This window comes from Rubripirellula tenax, assembly GCF_007860125.1.
In the GTDB taxonomy this organism is placed as follows: Bacteria; Planctomycetota; Planctomycetia; order Pirellulales; family Pirellulaceae; genus Rubripirellula; species Rubripirellula tenax.
On the sequence record NZ_SJPW01000002.1, the window covers coordinates 473,331 to 495,380 of the forward strand.

A 22,050-nucleotide genomic window follows, 5' to 3' on the forward strand; every position below is an offset into this window, starting at 1 on the left:
AATGCATGTTCGTGATTCTACTGGCACGTCCAGGCAAACAGATACCGTAATCGAACCATCTCCCGCGCGTTCGTGTGCTAGAACGTAGCCAGAACCTTGTTGCAATGCGGCCCGCCAAATCCAGAGAACCCTATCCAATGATTCGTGCAATTCTGTTGGCAACATTCATTGCCTCGACGTTTCCCGGAATTCCGAGTTTCGATGCCAACGCTGCACAGCCCAATATTCTGTTGTTCACCGCTGATGATCTACATGCTGAGTCTCTGGGCGTGTACAACGGCCGGCCCGCGAATCTGACACCGAATTTGGATGCCTTTGCGGCATCCGGCCTGATGTTCACCAAGGCTCATGTGAACGTCGCTATCTGCGCACCTTGTCGTGCCGTGATTGCAACGGGCCGATACAGCCATCGTTCGGGAGCGATGGGGTTCATGCCGGCACGTGAGGACGTACCCGATATCGTGAATACGCTGCAAGCAGCCGGATATCACACGGGAATTCTTGGCAAGGTTGGCCATTCGACGCCCAAGCAATCGATGCAATGGGACTATCAATTCGATCAGAAAGATTTAGGAAATGGACGCAATCCCGACATCTACTACCAACGGACAAAGACGTTTTTGAAAGAGTGCCAAGCGGCGAACAAACCCTTCTACTTCATGGTGAACTCGCACGATCCGCATCGTCCCTATTGTGATCCGGAAAAGCTCACCAAGGGTGCGTCGATGCCCTCGTGTGTCTATCAACCCGATGAAGTGGATGTGCCCCAATTTCTTCCCGACTTGCCGGGCGTGCGAGCCGAACTGGCAACGTATCTGAATTCTACAAGACGCCTCGACGACACGTTCGGCAAAGTGTTGCAGGCGTTGGGCGAATCGGGCGAATCCGACGATACGCTTGTTTTGTTCATCACCGACAACGGCATCGCGGTTCCATTTGCAAAGTGCAACGCGTGGTTCCATAGCACTCACAGCCCGCTATTGGTCCGTTGGCCAGGCGTAACCGAACCGGGTACTCGGGATGAATCGCATTTCGTTTCTGTCGTGGATTTTTTTCCAACATTCATGGAGGCGATCGGAGTGAATGCTCCAGACGGTTTAGATGGTCGATCGTTTCTTCCATTGCTGAAGGGGCAGTCGCAAACCGACCGCGACCTCGTCTTCACGCAAATCGATTCAAAGGCGGGCGGCGAATCGGTGCCGATGCGATGCGTGCAGAACGAAAACTTCGGATACATCTATAATCCGTTCAGTGACGGCGAGTATTGGTACGGAAACAACAACGAAGGCCTGACAATGGCAGCGATGAACCGGGCCGCTAAAACTGATCCAGCGATTCAAGCGAGAGTGAATCTGTTTCGATACCGCGTTCCCGAAGAACTCTACGACCTAAGAAATGACCCCAATTGTCTTCACAACTTGATCGATAGTCGGGATCACGCGGCAACGCTCGAGATACTTCAGGCAAAGCTAGTGGCGCAGATGACAAAGACCACAGACCCAATGCTGCCCGCTTTTCTAAATCGCAACGATCGAATCAAGGTCAACGAAGTTCTGTCCGCGACTTACGGGCCCAGGTCAGGGAAACGCAGGAAAAGCTCAAGTCGCAGGAAAGCACTTACCGACTAGCACCGGCATTGTCGAACGGTTCGGCGTATTTCGGTGTCCGGTATCGGTGCTACAATTTATCGAATGGCGAGATACTGAAACCTCAACGGAGTCGCGTGACATGAGCTGCGTTCACCTCAAGAAACTGTACGAACTGTGTGAGAAAGAAGATCTCAAAATCGGCGCGACGGACCTGGTTCGACTGGTGTGCAATCAGTGCGGCGAACAAGAGGTCTGCCCGACTTTGCTCTTGGATCAGGTTGACGACGTTGACGAATCGCCGCGACCAGGATCGCAAAGCAGTTCCTCGTAGAAGTTTTCCGACGCGCGGAAAACGCGAGTTTGGTTTCATCGACCGAATGGGCGGTCGGCGTAAAGAAAGGCTTTCACCTAAGCCCAGCAGTTAAGCCCAACAGTAGGATGACGCGGCAAGCTTTTTCGATGCGATATCGTTCCGCCGTCATCGTCTTGGCCTCAACATTTTGGCGGCGGGTGGTTCAAAGTGACCGTCGTGATGGAGTTCGATCAATCGGTCAAGCCTCGTCAGCGTAAAGACTTGAAACACCGTCTCTTGAACGTTGACCAGAACGAGCCGGCGACCGCACTGCTTCACATGAAGCTGTAGCCGGATCAATTTGTTCAACTCGTGACTGTTGATTCTTTCAATGCCTGTTAAGTCGATGACGACATCGATTTCGGGTGACTGTTCGGCTTTCTGTTTCGCTTGCTCCAGCCAGGTATCAGATCGTCCGACAGATTGGTGTGGCGACTTGCTGATTTCAATGTCGAGAGCCATTTCCGAATTCCTTTTTCGTAGGTTGAAATGAATTTCATGAATCGACCGTCACGCCTCGGTAAGTCATACGTTTTGATTTCGCTGTAAATCGACTGGCCAGCTCGGGGATATCATCCGAATGTCCGAGCACAATCACGACATCACCGACTGCCAGTTTCGTGTTGGAGTCGGGATTGAGTTTGGAAATTCCAACTTCATTTTCTTTTGCGCGACGGATGCCAACGATTAAGAAACCGTGATTGCTGCGAATCTCGATTTCGCGAATCTCACGATCGACGATAACGGAGCCCGCTTCGACTTTAAGTTCATCGAATTGCAATCCGATGTAGGCCAAGTCATCAACCAAGGTATTTTCACTTCGCAAGTGGTCCAGCATATTTTCGGCGGTTGGCCGAGTGATCAGGTGCGCAACTTTTTGAGCACCGATTGCGGTGGGTAGTACGACCCGATTCGCACCAGAGCTGATCAGCTTCTTTTCGGTCCTAGGATTCTCGCCACGTGCGATGATTATCACGTTGGGGTTCATCGCTCTCGCTGTGATTGTGACGAAAACGTTGGTAGCATCTTGGGATAAAACTGTGGCGACAGTTGCAGCGCGATGAATGCCGGCTTGTTCAAGCGTTTCTTCTTCGGTCGCGTCACCTTCAATCACGAGGTATCCGCGAGCCTCGGCGTCCTGCAATCGTGACACGTCGGCGTCGATCGCAACAAACGGTTTGCCTGCCCTTGCGAGTTCGCGAGCCAGGATTGTTCCCAATCGACCGATGCCACAAATGATGGTGTGGTTTTCGAGGCGTTCAATTCCCTTGGTCATCCGTCGTGCTCCTAGGGCCTTGTTCAGTTCTCCGTCGATAAGCATCTGCATGCAACCACCGACGGTGTAGATGACTGCTCCGTATCCCGCGATAATGACCATGATCGTCAAGGCTCGAAGTCCTGGCGACACGATCGGATGAACTTCGCCGTAGCCCACGCCGAAAATGGTGATGATCACCATGTAGACTGCGTCGTCGAATTTCCATCCCGCTGCCATGTAGCCGATGACTGCGACGACACAGACGAACAAGAACAATGTCAGCCCCGTTACGATTTTTCGGAACGGCGTTGACGTTGCTAACGGGTTCACAGCAACATCGCTTAACTCGATGGGGGATAGTGGTTTCACGCGGGTCATTCATTGAAGTTCGGTTCTCAATCAACCTTCCGAAGCTGCATGGTGTCGATCACTTTTTCGTTCGCCAACGCGTTCGTGATGACGACCAACCATGACCCCGGAACGCACCATCGATTTTGTTTCAGCCGGTCAAGCGAATCGAGGATGGTTTGTTCTGGGTCATCGGAAAAATCCATCAAGAACGGTTCGACGCCCCACGGCAAAAGCAATTGACGGAACGTCGATTCGACATCGGTGAAGGCGAAAATGGGAACGCCTCGCGGACGAAGTGCACCCAAGACATAGGCCAAGAATCCGCTGCGCGTGAACACCACGATGCCGGATTGCCCCAGATCCTGTGCCAACACTGCCGACGCTTTCAACATCTTCGCTTTGGGTTCTCGCAGCACAATGCGTTTGTTCAAATCGGTGCTGACAGACGGTTCGATACTTTGAATGATATTTTTCAAAACGTCGACGGATGCGATCGGGTACAGGCCCGTTGTCGTTTCACCCGACAACATCACCGCATCGGCTTGCTCGCGAACGGCATTGGACACGTCCGAGATTTCAGCTCGCGTGGGGATGGGCGACTGGATCATCGATTCCAACAAGTGAGTCGCGATGATCACCGGCTTACCCTCGCCTTGACAGGCGCGAACCAGTTGCGTTTGAACCAACGGCAGGCGGTGGTAATCGATTTCGATGCCCAAGTCGCCGCGGGCCACCATGATGGCATCGGCCGCCCGGATGATTTCGTCCATGTTTCGAACGCCGGCTTGCTCTTCGATTTTGGCGATGATCCGCGCCTTCGATCCGCGGTCGTCCAAGAATTTGCGAAGCGTTTCAATATCGCTGGCGCGTCGAACAAATGACAGCGCAACAAAGTCCACGCCGGCGGCAATCCCTGCGATTAAATCGGATTCGTCTTTCTTGGTCAGTGCTGGAAGATTGACCTCGACACCGGGCAGGTTGATGTGACGACGCGACCCCAACGATCCAGGCGTCATCACCACGCATTGAACGCTGGTTTCATCTTTGCCCACGACCTTCAAACGTATCAACCCGCTGTCGACCAAAATGGTGGCGCCAACTTCGATGTCGCGAGGTAAGTCAGGATAATTGACGGTGACGCGAACGACATTGGATGCTGACGGGTCGGCACTCTCGGTGCACAAATCAATTCGGTCACCTTTATTCAAATCGATTGGTGACTCAACGATTCCGGTTCGAATTTCTGGACCCTTGACGTCAATCATGACGGCGACGTGGCGATCTACTTCGCAAGAAATTTCCCGAACGAGGCTGATGATGTCGCTGATCCATTGGCCCGTCGCGTGCGCCATGTTCAGACGCAGCACGTCGACCCCGCCAAGAATCAACTGGGTAAGACGCTCGCGAGATTCGGTCGCCGGACCAAGCGTCGCAATGATTTTCGTGTGTCGATAGTTTGGAAACGAAGCCTCAGTCAAAGTATGTACCGATCGAAAAGAGAAGGCTAGGAGCGCCGCAGTCAAGCGGAGCGAGGTGTGCAGTTACCGTACCCTGGCCGGCCCGATTGCCTAGGCGTCCTTTGAGGGGCGACGGTCGGCTGTTAAGCCCCGTTGAGGGTGGCGATTGTCGCATGGCCGCATCGTCAGTCGATTGGGTTGCCCTGATTGAGTGCACCGTAGGCCGCTTTGTTAGGCATCTCGCATCGGCAGAGTCACCAAGCCAATCGTGTCGCGATGCGTAGTTCGGGGTAATCAGGCAAGATGGAGATCTCCTCTGCAAGTAATCGTCGATGACGGGCGACGAACCGGGCGGGTACCGCGCCCGTAGCCCGAGAATCGGCTCGATTCGGTATGCTGATTGCTGAACCAGAGCTCGTGGTTGAACCTGTTGGTCTCTGTCCGATGGCGTTTTCTCCACTCGGCTCGCATCCGCTTCTCGAACACTCCCGCCTGTCGCTTCGCTATTCATGGTGCCACCTCAATCGATTCGTAACACGGACGACGCCCGCGACGAGCGGCTCGGGTTATCAACGCTGGAAGATATCAGCAAGCTGATTCTGCAGTCCCAAGGACTCGAAGAAACGCTTCGCAACATCGTTCGGCTAGTTGCTGGCCGCATGCAAACCGAAGTGTGTTCGATTTACTTGTTGGACGACGAAAGATTGGTGTTGCGCGCAACCATCGGGTTGGCACTCGATGCGGTGGGTCGAATCAGTCTTGGTCTCGACGAAGGCTTGATCGGTTACACGGCCGAGACGCGAAACGTCGTCAACGTCGATGAACCACAGTCGCATCCACGATTTCACTACATCGCCGACTCAAACGAAGAAATCTATCACTCGTTTCTTGGGATCCCGTTGCACGATCGCCAACGGATGATCGGCGTGATGGCAATTCAAACGATTGAGCCACGGCAATTCAACGCCATCGAAATCAGCACGTTGACGACGATTGCGTTTCAATTGTCGGCAGTCGTCGCGAGCGCTCGATTGATGGATCGCCTTGAACGCGAGTCCCAGCTTCGCGTCGATGCGTCCACCCACGCGGCCGGTCATCAACCATCCGCAACGATCACGGATTCCATCCTTAAAGGTGAACTGGGGTTCGGTGGTGTCGCGATTGGACCGGCGTTCTTGATTGACGAAGAATTGGGCGTCGCCGATATCGGCGACGATGAACCGGTCGAACTGGAATCGAAGCTCGACCGATTAGCCGATGCGTTCGAAAAATCTAAGATCGAAACTCTGTGCCTCGAAAAGCGATTAGCCCAGCGACTCGGCGAAGAAGATGCTGCAATCTTCCATAGCCACTTGATGATTCTTCAGGATCGCGTCTTGATCGACAAACTGCGGGGTCACATCCACGACGGACGCAGTGTCACGTGGTCGATCAAGCATGTGATCGGCGAATACGTCAACGCGTTTCAGAGGATGGACGATCCGTACTTGCAAGAACGCGCCGCCGACATGGAAGACATCGGGCGCCGGTTGCTGGCCAACTTGGGCGGACAAGTTCGCGATGTTATTGCGTTGCCCTATGACGCGATCGTTGTCGCGAAGTCGTTGCTGCCGTCGGACATCGCGATGCTCGATCATGCCAAAATACTCGGCTTGGTTTTGGAGGCGTCGGATTCGAACGGCCACGCCGTCATTATCGCGAAATCGCTTGGAATTCCCGCGTTGGTTGGCGTTGCCGGAGCGTCGCGCCATGTCGAGCCGGGCGCGAATTTGATTCTGGATTCGGCCAGCCGAGCGCTGCACATTGATCCCGCTCAATCGATTCAAGACGAGTACCGGCGATTGAAGATTGACGGTGTTCGTCAACAGGAAGCACTACAGCAATACAAAGATCGCGATGCTGTGACGGTCGACGGGACGCGTGTCTCGCTTCGCGCCAACATCGGATTGCTAAGCGATGTCGCGATCGCCCAGCAGCACGGGGCGCTCGGTGTCGGACTCTATCGCACCGAGTTGCCGTACATGTCGCGTGCGAGTTTTCCCGATCGCCAAACACAATACGAAATCTATCGACGCGTCGTCGAAGGTTTTCCCGGCCAACCGGTCACGGTGCGAACTCTTGACATCGGCGGCGACAAGATGCTGCCGTATTTCGATTCACCCAAAGAACTCAATCCGTTTCTCGGTTGGCGAAGTGTCCGAGTTTCGTTGGACCATCGCGAGATGTTTCAAACTCAAATCGAAGCCGTCTTGATGGCAGCGACTCACGGCAACGTCCGATTGATGTTCCCCATGGTGACGACGATCGACGAGATCGCAGCCTGTAAGGAAATCGTTGCGAATGCCAGACAGAGTCTTTCGGATCAGGGTTGGGACATTCCCCACGTGCCGGTTGGTGTGATGATCGAAGTCCCAGGCGCAGTCGCGTTGGCCGATCACTTTGCCAAAGAGGTTGATTTCTTTGCATTGGGTACGAACGATTTGATTCAGTACTTGTTGGCTGCCGATCGAGCGAATCCGGCGGTCAGCCGCTACTACGATTCGCTGCATCCGGCCGTTTTGTCTTCGATCGCCCAGATGGTCGCCGCGGCGAAGCGATGTGGCAGGGAACTTTGCATCTGCGGCGAGATGGCAAGCGATCCGGCATGCTTCGCCATATTGGTCGGGCTCGGGCTGCGTGAGTTCTCGGTTTCGTCGCCATCAATTTTCGGTCTTAAGGCGTTGCTATCGCGTTTGGATATCGATCAACTCACGATGATGTCCCAGCAAGCATTGACGCAAGCCAGCGGCAATCATGTTCGTCAGTTGGTCGACGCGATGATTGGCGACGAAACGGAGTCGCTGCGTTAGTTATTTAGAATCGGTTCGTCATTCTGGCAACGCGTCCCACCGATCAGGTCTGAGTTTCGTTTTGGCTCATTGCATAGTTTGCCGATTCGTAGCAATTGCGTCTGAATTTCGCGTGGATCGATGTCGACTCGGGTAGACTCGCATGTTTTCCCCGCCGAGCGTTTCATGTCGATCGAAATCCTTGCTTACGAAGAAACGCCTCTCGGAGTGCTCTGCTTGCGACGCCGCGAATTGGTGTCCCAGCCCGGAATCGAAGTGACAGAGGTCACCCTCAATCACGAATTCCTGATGAGCAGCCATCTGACCGATTCCGAACGTGCACTCACCAATCGCGGGCTGGCTCGATTGGATGCCAACGCCGTTGGCGGAACGGAGTCGGACCTTTCGGTTCTGGTCGGTGGGCTCGGGTTGGGCTATACGGCTGCGGAAGCCGTGAAATCGGATCGTGTCGCAAAGATCGAAGTGGTCGAGTTTCTGCCGCAAGTGATTGGTTGGCTTCGCGACGGATTGATTCCGTTAGCAAGCGAACTCAACGAAACGGAAAAGTTGACTCTCACCCACGGTGACATCTATCAGCGATTGGCGCGACCGAGAGACAAACGGTTCGACTTGATCGTGATCGATGTCGACCATTCGCCCCAGGATGTGCTCGGTGAAGAGAGCTGTGGCTTCTACACGGCCGAGGGACTGACCCGAGCCAAATCGCATTTGAAGCCGGGCGGAGTCTTGGGTGTCTGGTCCTATGCCGAAGATACGCCACTTTTGACCCAGATGAAGGGTGTGTTCTGCGACGTCGAGGTCGAGCAAGTGACGGTGTTGAACGATCTGATCGATGTCGAGCAAACCGATTGGCTATTCTACGGACGCCGACCGAAATGACGAATGACGAAAGCGAGTTGGGGGCAATCGGTTGAGTCTTCCACGTTGCTGGGATCTTATTCCTGCTTCGTCTTGTAGCTAGGTTTGCTACTCGAACGTATTTCGATTCATACTGAGACTGAATCTGATGAATGGCCAAGCAACCGAATCCGTTGATCTTCCGCCGGTGACTGTTGCTCCGGCGCGGCGGCCATGGCGGCGACGGTTGGGATGCGCGGCGGCGATCGTGTTGGTAGTAATTTTGGGTCCCTATCTGTTTTCGCGGTTGGCGGCGCCGTCGCGCCGACTTCAAACATTCGCCCACGGCACGCCCGATGGCCAGATCATGCGTCCGGCCGATAAGGATGGCGTGTTGAGGATTGTCGCGTTCAATCTTGCGCATGGACGCGGCGCGACCGACGACAATTGGCGAGAACCGGGCGAAGACAAATTCGGTCGGATCGGCGAGATCGCGGAACTGATTCGTCAACTGAACGCCGACGTCGTGGTGCTAAACGAAGTCGACTTTGATGCAAGCTGGAGCGGCCGCCAAAACCAAGCCGAAGCGATCGCCGATCGAGCGGGTTTTGCCTACCGAGTGGAAGAGCGAAACTTGGATTTCGCGTTTCTGATCGGAAGCTGGCGCTTCGGCAATGCGATTCTAAGCAAATACCCGATCAGCGATGCGGCTGTCGTCGATCTGCCTGACTATGCGGGATGGGAATCATGGTTAGCGGGTTGCAAGCGAGGCGTCGTGTGCGAGATCTCTGTGCCGGGCGAAAAGGCCGTTCGCGTGATGGGCGTGCACTTGTCGCACCGAAGTGAATCGCTGCGGACCGATTCTGCTCGAATGATTTTGGATCAATTCGTGCCAGACGGTGCTCCGATCATCATTGCGGGTGACTTTAACTCGACACCGAACGGCTTTCCGGGAAGCGACCAAACGACAGACAACGCGATGGATGCCTTCATCGGATCGAACCAGTTTTCGCTTCGCCCGGTCCAACCTCCCACGCGAGAAGAAATGACTTTCTCGACCATGAATCCCTACCAGGTCATCGATTGGATTCTTGTGCCCAAGGAACTTACGATTGCAGCCTATCGAGTCGTGGATACCACGTTGTCGGATCATCGTCTTGTTGTGTGCGACATCACGGTTGATCAAAATGACTGGCGAACTGAATAGATCACCGTCCCATCATCACGGCCCATATTCTTGGATTGCCGACATACTTGGATTGAAAAAGCATGCGTTTCTATCGACGTTGTCCGAAGCGTGAATCGATGCCCCAAGCAAACGTTCTGTCCGTCGCCATCGTGTGGGTGCTAATTTTTGTGGGTTCGGTCGGCGCCGATGACAACGTCGCTTGGAAGAAGCACGTGGTGATGGATCAAGGCCATTGCAACACGGCAGTTGCGATCGACGCCAATGCCGACGGTTTGATGGACGTTGTTTGCAGCTACGGTGGGAAGGTCAGCTTGTTTCTGGCTCCGGATTGGAAAGTCGAACACGTTTTGCATCGGCTTTCCCAGCGACGCCAAACTTGCATTCACAGCACCGTGATCGATGTCGATGGCGACGGGGATTTGGATTGGGCTGGTGCGGTTGCATCCGAACATCCGTTCTGGCTCGAAAATCCTGGGCGTTTGTCGCGAACGGCCGACTCGGACGCGACACCCACCGGCGACGCCGACAGTACCCTTTGGATTCGACGCACGATCGATTCCGAGATTACCGGAATCCACTGTTTGACGCGGAGCGACGTCGACAACAATGGGCGCGATGATTTGATCATCAACAACTTCGAACCCGAGAAGGGAATCGGAGACTCGATCGCGTGGCTATCGATTCCCAGCGATCCCAAATCGTCTATCCCTTGGGACCGACATGTGTTTGCCGACGCTGACGCGCGAGGCGGCAGTCACTACATGGGTGCCGGTGACATCGACGGTGATGGTTGGAATGAAATCGCTGTTGGCGCGAAGGGTGAACCGTTCGCCGATGGAAACTGGTTCGCCTTTTGGAAGAACCCTGGTAAAGATGGCGTGAAGGGGGCATGGCAAAAAGTGATGCTTGCCGAGAATCAAACGGCGGCCACGAATATATTGCCCGCCGACGTGAACGGCGACGGCAAGGTTGATTGGCTCGCGTCACGTGGTCACGGCAACGGCGTGATCTGGTTCGAAAATCCCAGTTGGAAGATTCACACGATCGATTCGCAAATCGAATTCCCACACAGTTTGACGGTCGCAGATCACGACCAGGACGGTGACGTCGATGCCGCCGTCTGCGGCTTTGGAAGCGAGGTGGTGATGTGGTACGAGAACAACGGCAAAGGTTCGTTCACAAATCACACGCTTGATCGTCACCAACAAAGTTACCAGCTGACCAGCGTTGACATGGACGGCGATGGCGACTTGGATTTACTAAATGCCGGCCGTGGTACCGCGAACGTGGCTTGGTATGAAAACCCACTTCGGTCGGCGAAGTGACCAGCGATGCGGTCGGCGGTGGCTTGCACGTCGCGGATCAATCGACCAACAAAAAAACGCGTATGAGCGGAACACTCATACACGTTTACGTGGCTTTGATGGTTTCTTATCGAACCAAGATTAAGCGTTTCGTTTTCGGCGATAGCGAACAAACACCGCCGTTGCGATCAGCGACATGGCGGCAAGTGTGCCGGGTTCTGGAACGGCCGATACAACCAGGTTGCCACGGATTTCTCCGCCACCGAACGAAGCGGAGTGAAAATTTAGATACAAGTCGCCATTGGCCAACAGCGTTTCCTCAGCCGGCGTGAATGCTCGGGTTGTGAAGTTGACAATACCGTTGCTGGCGCTGTTGTCTAAGATTCCTCCGCCCGACCCGATGTTGATCAAGACACCGCCCGCACCGTTAATGCCACCGCCCGTTCCTGCGCTGTGGATGTGTCCCGCGGTAATTGGACCCGACAAGTCCGTGAAACCTTGCTGGCTTCCCCATCCGACATTGATCAACAACGTCTTGGCGACATCATCAAACTGAATTCCGGTCGCGCCGATCTCACCACCGCTGCCGGGGCTAGCCGCAGGGTTGGGCCGCTCATTGCCGGGCAGCAGGCCAAAGCCGGCGACGCCGACGACGTCGTAGTTGACCGTTGCCGCTGTGGCAGTCGTAGAAATCGATAAAAGGCCCAGCATTAGGGCTGGAAGCACTGCAAAACGCATCACATCACCGGGGTTTTTAGAAGAAAAAATAGAATACCGAACCACGAGACTGTATCGAGGGGGCTACTGGGTGTCAAGATGCGCAGAATGGGGCGGTTGTTGCGATTTCGCTTTTTACGCTTCGAGTTGCCCCTTCCAGCGGTCGATTTGCGTCCGCACTTGATCGGGTGCGGTGCTGCCGTAGCTGACGAAGGCATCGACAGCGTTCCGGCTTCCCAGACAGTCGTAAATGCTTTTGTCGAGCTCCGGTGCATGAACTTGCAACTGTTCGATCGACAACTCACTTAGCGAAACGTCTTGTTGCATCGCTTCGCCGACAATGGCGCCGACCAAGTGGTGGGCCCGTCGCTGGGGCATGCCTTTGGCGATCATCCATTCCATCAACGTGGTGGCGTCGAGGTAGCCTTTTTCTAGCCGACTTGCGATGGACTCGCGTTGCAACACGCTGCCCTCGACGATGGGGGCGGCCAAGTCCAGCATTGCGATGACCGTATCGACCGAATCAAACAGCGGCGGTTTGTCTTCTTGCAGATCGCGGTTGTAAGCCAACGGCAAATTCTTGACCAACAACATTAGCGTCTGCAAATTGCCCATCACTCGCGCTGACTTGCCTCGCGTCAATTCCAGCGTATCGGGGTTCACCTTCTGGGGCATGATGCTGGACCCGGTGCAAAACGCGTGCGGCATCTTGATGAAGTTGAACTCAACGGTACTCCAAAGAATCCACTCCTCGGCCCATCCACTCAAGTGCGATGCAACGACCGACAGAACGAACGACGTTTCCAGCATGAAATCGCGATCGCTGCTGGTATCCAGACTGTTGGCGGTGACGCTGTCAAAGTCGAGTGCCGCGGCGGTTTGTTCGCGATCGATCGGCAAGGTCGTTCCGGCAACTGCGGCGACGCCCAGGGGACACTGGTTGACGCGGCGACGACAATCGGCAACTCGGTCGCGATCCCGGGCGAATTTTTCGATGTAAGCCAACCAATAGTGCGGCGCCAGAACCGGCTGGGCGCGCTGCAAGTGGGTGTAGGCGGGCAAGACGACGTCGAAGTCGGCATCGCAGCGACTGAGAAACGCTTGCTGCAACTTCTTCAGCCGTTCGTCGATTTCGTCCAGCGCGTCGCGGACCCACATGCGGATGTCGGTGCTGACTTGGTCATTGCGGCTACGTGCGGTGTGCAGTTTTCGGCCCACGTCGCCGATGCGATCGATCAACGCCTGCTCGACGTGCATGTGAATGTCTTCAAGCTCGAAACGAATCGGCAGCCGATCGGCATCGAGTTCAAGTTCGATTTCTCGCAGCGTTTTTTGGATCAAGTCGGCTTCGTCACGGGCGATCAAGCCGACCGTCGCCAGCATGTCGGCATGTGCGATCGATCCGCGAATGTCGTGCCGATACAGTCGGCGATCAAAGCTGATGCTCTCGGCGAACGCCTCGAGTCGTTGATCGGTTTCGGCGTGAAAGACGCCACTGCGCGACGGGCTGGCTTGCGAAGGCTTAGGGGGGGTGCTCACTGCGTGACTATCCCAATGGGGCAACTGCTTCAATAATGGATCGGCCGGTCATTATCGCTAGTGGCCCTTGGGTGGCGACCCCGCTTCGATTGAGAATCTGTTGACATGCGTTTTTCGACCCTTTTGATCTGTGTTTCGTGCATTTTAGCGGCTTCGGCCGAGCGGTCGGCGATGGCCGTCGACGTTTTGGCTCGTGCGATCGCGGGCCAACCGTACGGTGTGGCGACGATCGAAATTCCGCTGGCGATCCCAATTGTCGGCCAGACTCCACCGCCGATCCAAGTGACCGACGCGGCGGCGACGACGGGAAGCGGCCGTGTTTTCTATTCTTTTTCGGAAGACGTCAAAGTCAGCGTTCCGCCCCCTTCGGAGACACCGGTTCCCCGCCCGGGCAACGGCCGGCTGCTGGGTCGGTTGGGCAATCTGATTCGCGAGATCGCCAATCCCGAGGCCGACCAAGAGCAGACGGTGGCAAGGCGAGTCACTTTTTTATTCGTCGGATCGGATCCGTTGACGATCCGAGTCAGCGACGCGGTGGGCGAGATTGGCACCTACCCGATCGCGGTTGAACCGAACTCAGCCGCAATGAACCCTCGGATGGACCAATGGTGGCAGGGTTACGTTGCGGCGGCGAAAAGCCAAATCGATGCGGCCGACTATCCGACGTGGATCGAGGACTATTTGATCGCAATGTTGTCGCGCCGGATCGGCATGCCGCTGCCCAGTTGGTTCACCGATACCCAGCGCAAGGATGACGAAGTGCTGGACACGTTGAAGTTGATTGCCGGTGTTCCCGGCGCCAGCGAAGCCATCTTTCGTCGCAGCGCCGTCGGGTCGCTCGACCCCAGTGGACGACCGGCGGACGATGCCAGCTTGCCGCTGCCACCGCCACCGCGTTGGGCACCGATGTTCGATGACCCGTCGCTGGTCGGTGTTCCGGTGGAGCCGATGGCAACGCGTGTCCCGCCGGAGTGCTTTTACATTCGTTACGGGTCGTTCGAAAACTATGCGTGGTTCGCCGATCTGTCCACCCAGTACGGCGGCGACATTTCCAGCATGGTCATGCTTCGCGGGATCGAGATGGACACGACCGAGCGAATTCAAAATCAATTGAACTTGGAGATGACCGAGTTGTCGCGAATGTTGGCGCCCAATGTCATCGAAGACCAGGCCGTCATCGGACGCGACTTGTTTCTCTCGGAAGGAACCAGTCTGGGCGTGCTGTTCAAGGCAAAGAACGGTTTCTTGTTGAACACATCGCTGGGCGGTGACCGCAGCAAGCTGGCGCGCGACGATGACGAAGTATCGCTGAAGGACGTGACGGTCGGTGGGCAAACCGTTTCGCTATTGAGCACGGCCGACAATCGCGTTCGCTCGTTCATGGTGCGTGACGGCGACTATTTCTTGATCACCAACAGCCGCAAGTTGGTCGAGCGATTTTTAGAAGTCGGCGTCAGCGGCCAGTCGCTTGCCGCAACGCCCGCGTTTCAGTTGGCCCGACAGTTGATGCCGACGGAACGAAACGATTCTTTGTTTGTCTATTTCTCGCCGGAAATGTTGCGAGGCTTGGTGTCGCCGTCGTACTTGATTGAGCTTCGCCGGCGTTTGGCGGCCAGCGCCGATATCGCGATGCTTCATATGGCTCGCGCCGCCGCGGAACAGGAATCGCTCGTCACGGGGCGGTCGATGATCGGCGTCGATCCGTTGATCGTCGACGGATTTTTACCCGCGGGATTCGGGGTGCGTCCCGACGGCAGCGGTACGGTCATCGTCGGCGATCATGTGATGGATACGCAACGCGGTTCTCGTGGCCATTTCTTGCCGATTGCCGACGTGACCGTCGATTTAGTGACCGCCGACGAAGCCGCTTGGTACGGTGACATCGCCCGACAATACGAGACTAAGTTTCCAACCATCGACCCGATCATGGTCGGCATCCAACGCGAGCCGATCGGTGGAGTAAATGGTGGTGGCGAACCCGGCGAACGGATCACGATTCATGCCGAAGTCGCACCACTGGTCCCCGAGAAGTACGGCAAGTGGGCCGGCTACTTAGGTCCACCGACCCGCGTCTCGATGAAGTTTGCGCCCGATGACATTGTCGCCGTTCAGGCTCACGTCGCGTCGGACCAACTGGGGCCTCCGACGCATTTGTTTGCTGCGATCAAAGACACCGTCCCGCCGCAACCCGAAGACTTTGACGGACTGTTGAATACGTTTCGATCGCTTCGCGGGATTCCCGGATACTTGGGTGCTTGGCCGCAACCCGGGATGTTGGATCGATTGCCGCTTGGTATCGGACGGGGCCAGCCCGTGGGGCCGGGCATGAATCGTTTGATCGGTGGGCTGTATCGTTATGCCGATGGCCAGTTTAGCGTGCTTTCGTTTCAACCGGCGGTGTTGGAGAGCACACTGCCGTTCTTGGGCGCCGTCGACGTAGACGATCCGGCACAAGTTCGCGCCAGCGTCGGGAATCTTCGTGGCAGCCAAATCGAAGGCTGGGTCAACGGCCAACTTTACGATCACGCCCGAGAAGGCAGCGTGGCGGGGGCGAGCCTGTTGTCGCTGGTGACGCGGCAACTAGGCGTTGCACCGGAGATCGCGGAACAGCAAATCGAGAAGATTTTGGGCGTCCCCCTGCAATGCACCCTAGGCGGCCAATACGAGTATTCACCCGCGTCCCAGCGTTGGTTCAGTACCGCATGGCGAGGCCCCGTGGCCCCCATGATCGTCCCACCCGACTATGTCCCACCACCGATGACATGGTTCCGCGGCGCCCAGGCAACCGTAACCCAATACGCCGACCGACTAGTCGCCGACGCCGTGATCGACGTCGCCCGTTGATGGAAAATGGCTATGTTGAGTCACATGGATTCGGTGAGTTTGAACCAACTGGGGTCTCCGTGCGTAGCCAGTGCGAGGATGCACTTTTTTTGCAGACGCACAGTTGGCCCAACGGGTGAATCATGTTGGAAGACAGTCTCTCGCCATCGATCCGAAAACGCTGGCGTCCGAAACCACAGATCGGTCTTCGAACACTCTTCGTTTTGATCACCGCGTCCGCGATTGGTGTCCAATTTTTCTTGATGCCGCTGCTGCGGCAACGAGCACGAGACGCGATGTTGCAGCGGATCGAGGAAGTCGGTGGGAAATGGGTTGAATTGAAGGCGTCGCCACTGAGCAAACGCTTGCTTCTGAGCGGTGAAAAGGTGGACGACGAGTTGGTCAAAAATTTGGCGTATCAGTCTCGATCGTTTCCTGAACTCACGCAGCTTGATCTGTTTCGCACGGAAGTCACCGATGAGGGCTGGGAAGCGATCACGAGTTATTCCGACTCGCTCAAACACGTGGTGATTTTTGAAAACCAGATCAGTGAAGGTGCGATCGAGGCCACCGAGCGCGAGCGTGAAGACCTGTTGATCGAGCGTCGCTCGCCTGACTCGACGGCGGCAAAGTTGGCCCTGGCGCCGATCCCGCCCGCTGCGCTGGTTTCTTTGTTGGCGATCGGGCCCGAGATTCTTGTGGGTGCCGGTGATGGTCGACTTCATGTACTCGATTCGGAAGGGCAACAATCCAGGCGAGTCGTTTCCATGCACGATGACTGGTTGTTCGATATCGCGTTGTCGCCGAAAGGCGATCGGATTGCGACGGCGGGTGGTGACAACCAGTTGGCGATTTGGAGCTACCCAGATTTAGAACGGGTTACTGGTTTGGCAGCGCATGACGGTGATTTGCACGGAGTCGTTTGGCTCGATGAGTCGCATCTTGCAACCGTTAGCGATGATCGATCGCTGAGTTGCTGGGAACTATCGCGAACGCCAACCCATGACGGATCTGACGCACCGCACCTGGTCAAACTTCACAGTATGGTGGCCCATGAAGAAGCAATTCCCCGCATTCGCCTTTCGGCCGACCGGCGAATGTTGGTTACCGCCAGTCGCGATGATCGCTTGATCGTGTGGAACGTCGAAGATGATTTTTCATTGCGGAAGATGGCGACCCTAAACGGGCACACCGACGACTGCATGGACGTGCAAATCGATCTCGCCGGAAAGTTGGCGATCAGCGTTAGTTATGACGGAACGATGATCACGTGGGACCTGCAGACGGGCGATGTTCTGAGTCGCCACGAACTCGGAAAGGTTCGCTTGTTTTGTTTAGACGTGGATTGGAATCACAGTGTCGCATTAGCAGGAACCCAGGCCGGCATCATTGAGTTGGATTGGGCTAGCGGAAAGTTACGATCGCTGCCCGACCAGCCTTTTGTGTCGCGAATCCTTCGCAGCGGAAATACGGTGTACACCAGCGACGGATTTGGCGGTTTGATCGCACGAAATCGTCGCGACTTGTCTCATGTGGCGTGTGCAACGTTCTTCGAAGAACGGCACGATCACTACAGCGACGATTTCTTTCGCGCGATGTGAATCGCAGGCGCAACCGTGCGAGTGCTACAGTCCACAGCGAGCGGCGATGGCCTTGGCGACACGCCGGTCGGGGCCCAGGTAGTCCGAGACAATGAATCGGACACCAGGATGTCGCGAGGATGCTTCGGTCGACTGTTTTTGGATCGCCCCGTACAGGCGACCTGAAAACAGCAGATGCGGATGCACGATGACGGCGTCGAAGCGACCGCTTGATGCAACCTTGTCGAGTACATCGGGGACGCGCGGTGTCGCCATCGCATAGAACGCCGTTTCGAAGTGCGCCATGGGAACTCGGCGACGAACGACTTCGGTTAGCACACGCATGTCGGCGGCAGCGCATGGATCGTGGCTCCCGCGGCCAACCATGACGACGGCGGTTCGGTCGGGATCGGCGGATGAACGAGCCACGGCGGTGCTCAAACGCTGGACCACCAAGTCAATCAATTCCGGATGTCGGGACAAAGGTCGCGATTGGTCCGTGACCATCGAGGGCGTTTCCGATTGGCACTGACGAATGATCGACGGAATGTCGTCCTTGGCGTGACCGGCGGCGAACAACAGCAGCGGTGCGACGTGGACTCGGTCGACGCCACACTTCACAAGTGACTGCCACGCCTGTGCAATCGTCGGTTCTTGAAATTCCAGCAGCGCCGATTCAACCGGGATGGGCGACAGCAAATCAGAAAGACACCGGCTGAGTTGAAAAAACTCTTCTGTCCCAGCGGCGTCTCGCGTGCCGTGACCGACCAGCAGTACGCCCGATGTGGTCACTGGACCATTTCGGATTCGGTGAAGCCTTCTTTCTGCAATGCATCGATCGCATCGGCTAGGTTGAAGCCGGCGTCGTAGCTGACGATGACTTGTCGGTTGTCGATAACGCCTTCGACCTTTTGGGCCGCCAGTTCGACGCCGTTGACCGCGGCGGTGTTTTCAAGCGACTCTTTGACGCGCGGATAGCAGGAGAACGGACACATCATTTCCGGCACCTTCAAGGTCAAGGTTCCTGATTCGGCCATGGCCGCGGTCGAGACCGCCGTCGCAGCGGATGCGGGGGCTTCTTCGGCGGGACGCGAACCGATGGCGATCATGATTCCGACGGCGGCGATAGCAGCAATGGCGTAGGTAAGTCCACGCATATTCTTTGTTCCTAGGATAACGAAGGCAGGAAGTGATTCGTGTCTTCCAACATGGCTTATTGTAACTTCGGCGGCAAGTCACGGAATTTGGCTTGGTCGACGGCAAACGCGTTGTCGCGGACGCAAGCAAGGAATGCGTTTGCGGACAAACCGGAAACGGGTTGATGACAGTCCGTTGGTGCATCACGGACGTGGCTTGCCCGTTAAATAGGGGCCGGATTGGGGGATTTCTGGTCTTTCGGAAAAATCTGCATTTTTGTTAAAGCTCGAAGTTCATTCACAAAAACTCCTCACCGCCATGGTGTTTGGACATGCTTAAGATCCGAAACGCGACGCCACTTCTTACCGTTACGCTGCTGACCTCGGTGGTGGTTGCGACCGGGGGATGCCGGCAAACTACCGGGCCCGCCAATTCCGGAACCTTCTCGTCGGTCAGTCCGCTTGCACCTGTCGCGGCGGGACAAACACCGGTGTTGGGGCCTTTCGGAGGTTCTACTCGTGTCGCTCCGCCTGCCACGGGATCGTTCTCCCAGCAGCCCGCCAACAACTATTTGAGCCCCACGACCCAGCCTCAGGCCTCGTACGCCCCGCCGCCGCAGTCGTTCGGCACGCCGCCACCGGCTAGTGCCTATGGTCAGCCGAACGCCAACTTCGGATTCGAGCCCATCGGGTCTGGCGTGCAACCGGCGTCCTTTACCGAAACCGGTGCGACGATTCCCAGCAACAACCCCGACCCGCGTCGTGGCGGTATGCAAGTGATCGATTTGACCGGTGCACCCAACCCGCCGGGATATCAGCCGATGACGATGAGCTATGCGTCGCAGCAAAGCATTCAACCGGTGTATGCCCCGGCACCTGATTTCTCGCCCGCACCCAATTATGCGCCCGCACAGGGTTCGTTCGGCAACCCTGCGTGGCAACCGATCACATCACCGTCGACTCAAGCGTATGCACCGGAGACGGGGCGAATCGCCAGCACATCGATGGTGCCTGTGCAGACTCCGACGCCGTCGACTCAGACGTCGCAGCGACCGCAATCGAACGTTCCCACCACCCAACCATCGACGGGCGAAACTCCATCGACACTGCCGTGGCGTCGCCCGGGTACCCAGTACTAGTCAAATACCCAGTACTCATTTGCGATAGAGAAACCACGATGGGAATGTTTTACGCCTACGGCGGCGCTCTGATCGACGAGAACGAAATCTTGGCGAAGACCGAAAGCGGCGAGTTCGCTAGCTTCGCCCGATCGGCCATGAAGGCGCCCGCCGATGCCGCCATGGACTTTTCGACGGGACGATTGACGGCTGCAGAGATTCGTGGGTCGATGGTGTCGCCCGTTGCGACGCGAACGCCGTTCGAACCGATCGGAATCGGCAAACCGCTGACGATCGAAATCCGGCACGTCTATACCGGCCGCTACCCAAAAAAGAATCTGTTCCATCGATCAGCCGATATGGTCGTAACGTCGGCGATCAAGAGTTCGCCGGTCGTGAACGAAGCGTCGACGGCGATCAATTTTCTTCGCAAAGACGTCCAAGCCAGAAGCGGTTTCTCGACCCCTCATGCAGACGAATTCGGGACGCCCGTCGTGTTCTATACGTCGGCGCTAACGATGCGGAATTCGTCGTTGACGATCAAGTTTGGCTTCGATGAGTTTCCCGGTGCTGAGTTCGAACAATTCTCGCAAGTGTTGTCCACGGCCGCCGGGTTGCCGTTGTTTGCTCCGGCGAGTTTGCATCTGCATGGTGCATCGGCGATGACTCAATTGATCGGTCGTTTGGGCGAATCGTTGTTCGATCGGCGAACCGCATTTCGTGCGACGGAAGCGATCACCTTTGCGCGTCCGGGATCAACGATACCGGTTGCCAACTTCGCATTGATGATGCAAGACGACGAGGACGAGCGACGCGTTCTGCAGACTCACGTCATCTCCGCCGGCAAGTTGGTGCACGGCGAAACGGGCCGCGCGTACGACGGGGACATTCCCTATGTCGTGATCAGTCTGGACGGTCGGCGCAATGACGAACTGAATCGATTCATGTCGCACAGCGCGGTGGCATCGATGTTAGACGGGATCGGCGGTGGCAGCGCCGCCGAGATGGACGAACTTCGTGAAGCGATCGAAATCTACCACGATTACCGTCTAAGGCGCCGGGCCGACCGGATCGCCCAGAAGATGGCCGATCAAACGCCAGGGTCCGCTGACTTCAAACGATCGTCGATCGAGCACGACGCGTTGCTTGCCAACATTCATACCGAAGCGTTGCGACCGACCGCACACATTTTGGAAAGTTCGATCCGACAGGCAGCGTAAGCCACCGTCGTTCGGGGATGCGCGAAGATGCGTTTGCATCAGCCTTTGAAGATCACCGGTGCGCCGAGGCTCTGGTGAATTTCGTTACAGCGTGCTGGCGCCAATCGCAGTCCGTGGGCCAAGTCGGCCAGGTAATTGGCTTCCTTTTGTTCGTCCAATTCGATGGCGATCAGTGAAACTGTGTAGACCTGTTCTTCCATACCAAGCGGCACCGACCACGCCAGATCCTTCACATCGGTGGTCTCGGCAAACGTGGTTCGTAAGAACGCGATCTCTTCCTGTGAAACGTGGTCGAGCTGCTTCAGGATTTTGTCTTGTTCTTCTTGAGTGACTTGACCGTCGGACTTGGCGGCGTTGACCATCGCACGGACCAAAACCTTCGATTGTTCGTTCATCGCTTCGACCTGGGCCGTCGACCAAGACGGAGCGGCCGGTGCTTGGGTGCGAGTCGCCGCGGGCGTTGCCGGCGTCTGACGCTTGCTTTGATGATGGTTGTGACTGACGCCCAGCAAATCCTCGAGACTCTTTGCGGCCGAATCAATCGTCTGTGGCTGGGATGCACGCGGATGTTGTCGTGGCGGTTGTGAAGGCGCCGGCCGTTTGGCACCGCCCAGCATGTCTTTGAGCACCTTGCCGCCCGCGCTACCCGAACCGGCTTTACCGCCCAAGAGGGCACCCAAAATATCCATCGCGTCCATTGATCGTACCGTCAGCAGGTTACAGGAAAAGTG

Annotated in this window: 18 protein-coding genes; 10 read left to right on the plus strand and 8 right to left on the minus strand. The window is 56.3% G+C overall.

Annotated elements, in window-relative coordinates:
- Positions 1–137 precede the first annotated feature (137 nt).
- Positions 138–1,628: a sulfatase family protein gene (locus tag Poly51_RS07510; RefSeq protein ID WP_186775410.1), complete on the plus strand. Its 1,491-nt coding sequence runs from the start codon at positions 138–140 to the stop codon at positions 1,626–1,628.
- A gap of 100 nt (positions 1,629–1,728) precedes the next feature.
- Positions 1,729–1,920, plus strand: coding sequence for a hypothetical protein (locus tag Poly51_RS07515; protein WP_146455930.1), 192 nt, complete (start codon positions 1,729–1,731; stop codon positions 1,918–1,920).
- A 147-nt stretch (positions 1,921–2,067) separates the two neighbouring features.
- Here the strand turns inward: Poly51_RS07515 and Poly51_RS07520 are convergent, their stop codons facing one another.
- From Poly51_RS07520 to pyk, 3 genes are read right to left on the minus strand one after another with little or no spacing between them, the layout of a single operon-like run.
- Entirely contained in the window at positions 2,068–2,403 is a 336-nt protein-coding gene (locus Poly51_RS07520) for an STAS domain-containing protein (RefSeq protein WP_146455932.1), read from the minus strand.
- Positions 2,404–2,437: 34 nt separating this feature from the next.
- On the minus strand, positions 2,438–3,568 hold the full coding sequence (locus tag Poly51_RS07525; RefSeq protein WP_246114331.1) for a potassium channel family protein: 1,131 nt from the start codon (positions 3,566–3,568) through the stop codon (positions 2,438–2,440).
- A gap of 26 nt (positions 3,569–3,594) precedes the next feature.
- Complete coding sequence (gene pyk, locus Poly51_RS07530; RefSeq protein ID WP_146455936.1) at positions 3,595–5,028, minus strand: pyruvate kinase; 1,434 nt, start codon at positions 5,026–5,028, stop codon at positions 3,595–3,597.
- Positions 5,029–5,516: 488 nt separating this feature from the next.
- On the opposite strand from pyk, the gene ptsP reads away from it, so the two are divergent.
- The 4 genes from ptsP to Poly51_RS07550 all read left to right on the plus strand — a co-directional run bounded on the left by ptsP (position 5,517) and on the right by Poly51_RS07550 (position 11,207).
- Positions 5,517–7,856: a phosphoenolpyruvate--protein phosphotransferase gene (gene ptsP, locus Poly51_RS07535; protein ID WP_146455938.1), complete on the plus strand. Its 2,340-nt coding sequence runs from the start codon at positions 5,517–5,519 to the stop codon at positions 7,854–7,856.
- Positions 7,857–7,976: 120 nt separating this feature from the next.
- The gene (locus tag Poly51_RS07540) at positions 7,977–8,735 is read left to right on the plus strand and encodes a spermidine synthase (RefSeq protein WP_146455940.1); all 759 of its coding nucleotides are present in this window, start codon (positions 7,977–7,979) and stop codon (positions 8,733–8,735) included.
- Between the two features lie 127 nt (positions 8,736–8,862).
- The gene (locus Poly51_RS07545; protein WP_146455942.1) at positions 8,863–9,900 is read left to right on the plus strand and encodes an endonuclease/exonuclease/phosphatase family protein; all 1,038 of its coding nucleotides are present in this window, start codon (positions 8,863–8,865) and stop codon (positions 9,898–9,900) included.
- A gap of 98 nt (positions 9,901–9,998) precedes the next feature.
- Complete coding sequence (locus Poly51_RS07550) at positions 9,999–11,207, plus strand: FG-GAP repeat domain-containing protein (protein WP_186775411.1); 1,209 nt, start codon at positions 9,999–10,001, stop codon at positions 11,205–11,207.
- Between the two features lie 120 nt (positions 11,208–11,327).
- On the opposite strand, the gene Poly51_RS07555 is transcribed toward Poly51_RS07550, so the two are convergent.
- On the minus strand, positions 11,328–11,924 hold the full coding sequence (locus Poly51_RS07555; protein ID WP_146457235.1) for a CHRD domain-containing protein: 597 nt from the start codon (positions 11,922–11,924) through the stop codon (positions 11,328–11,330).
- Between the two features lie 114 nt (positions 11,925–12,038).
- Positions 12,039–13,442, minus strand: coding sequence for an argininosuccinate lyase (gene argH / locus Poly51_RS07560; RefSeq protein WP_146455944.1), 1,404 nt, complete (start codon positions 13,440–13,442; stop codon positions 12,039–12,041).
- 105 nt (positions 13,443–13,547) lie between these two features.
- Here argH and Poly51_RS07565 point away from each other — a divergent pair, with 105 nt between their 5' ends.
- Positions 13,548–16,286 carry a hypothetical protein gene (locus Poly51_RS07565; RefSeq protein ID WP_146455946.1) on the plus strand — a complete coding sequence of 913 codons (2,739 nt, stop codon included), beginning with the start codon at positions 13,548–13,550 and terminating at the stop codon, positions 16,284–16,286.
- 122 nt (positions 16,287–16,408) lie between these two features.
- On the plus strand, positions 16,409–17,866 hold the full coding sequence (locus Poly51_RS07570; RefSeq protein ID WP_146455949.1) for a hypothetical protein: 1,458 nt from the start codon (positions 16,409–16,411) through the stop codon (positions 17,864–17,866).
- Between the two features lie 24 nt (positions 17,867–17,890).
- Here the strand turns inward: Poly51_RS07570 and Poly51_RS07575 are convergent, their stop codons facing one another.
- The gene (locus tag Poly51_RS07575; RefSeq protein ID WP_146455951.1) at positions 17,891–18,637 is read right to left on the minus strand and encodes a sirohydrochlorin chelatase; all 747 of its coding nucleotides are present in this window, start codon (positions 18,635–18,637) and stop codon (positions 17,891–17,893) included.
- Positions 18,634–19,002: a heavy-metal-associated domain-containing protein gene (locus tag Poly51_RS07580; protein WP_146455953.1), complete on the minus strand. Its 369-nt coding sequence runs from the start codon at positions 19,000–19,002 to the stop codon at positions 18,634–18,636. Before Poly51_RS07580 ends, Poly51_RS07575 begins: the two co-directional genes overlap by 4 nt.
- 311 nt (positions 19,003–19,313) lie before the next feature.
- Here Poly51_RS07580 and Poly51_RS07585 point away from each other — a divergent pair, with 311 nt between their 5' ends.
- The gene (locus Poly51_RS07585; protein WP_146455955.1) at positions 19,314–20,120 is read left to right on the plus strand and encodes a hypothetical protein; all 807 of its coding nucleotides are present in this window, start codon (positions 19,314–19,316) and stop codon (positions 20,118–20,120) included.
- A gap of 38 nt (positions 20,121–20,158) precedes the next feature.
- Entirely contained in the window at positions 20,159–21,319 is a 1,161-nt protein-coding gene (locus tag Poly51_RS07590; RefSeq protein WP_146455958.1) for a hypothetical protein, read from the plus strand.
- Between the two features lie 38 nt (positions 21,320–21,357).
- On the opposite strand, the gene Poly51_RS07595 is transcribed toward Poly51_RS07590, so the two are convergent.
- Positions 21,358–22,017 carry a DUF533 domain-containing protein gene (locus Poly51_RS07595; protein WP_146455960.1) on the minus strand — a complete coding sequence of 220 codons (660 nt, stop codon included), beginning with the start codon at positions 22,015–22,017 and terminating at the stop codon, positions 21,358–21,360.
- Positions 22,018–22,050: the final 33 nt, after the last annotated feature.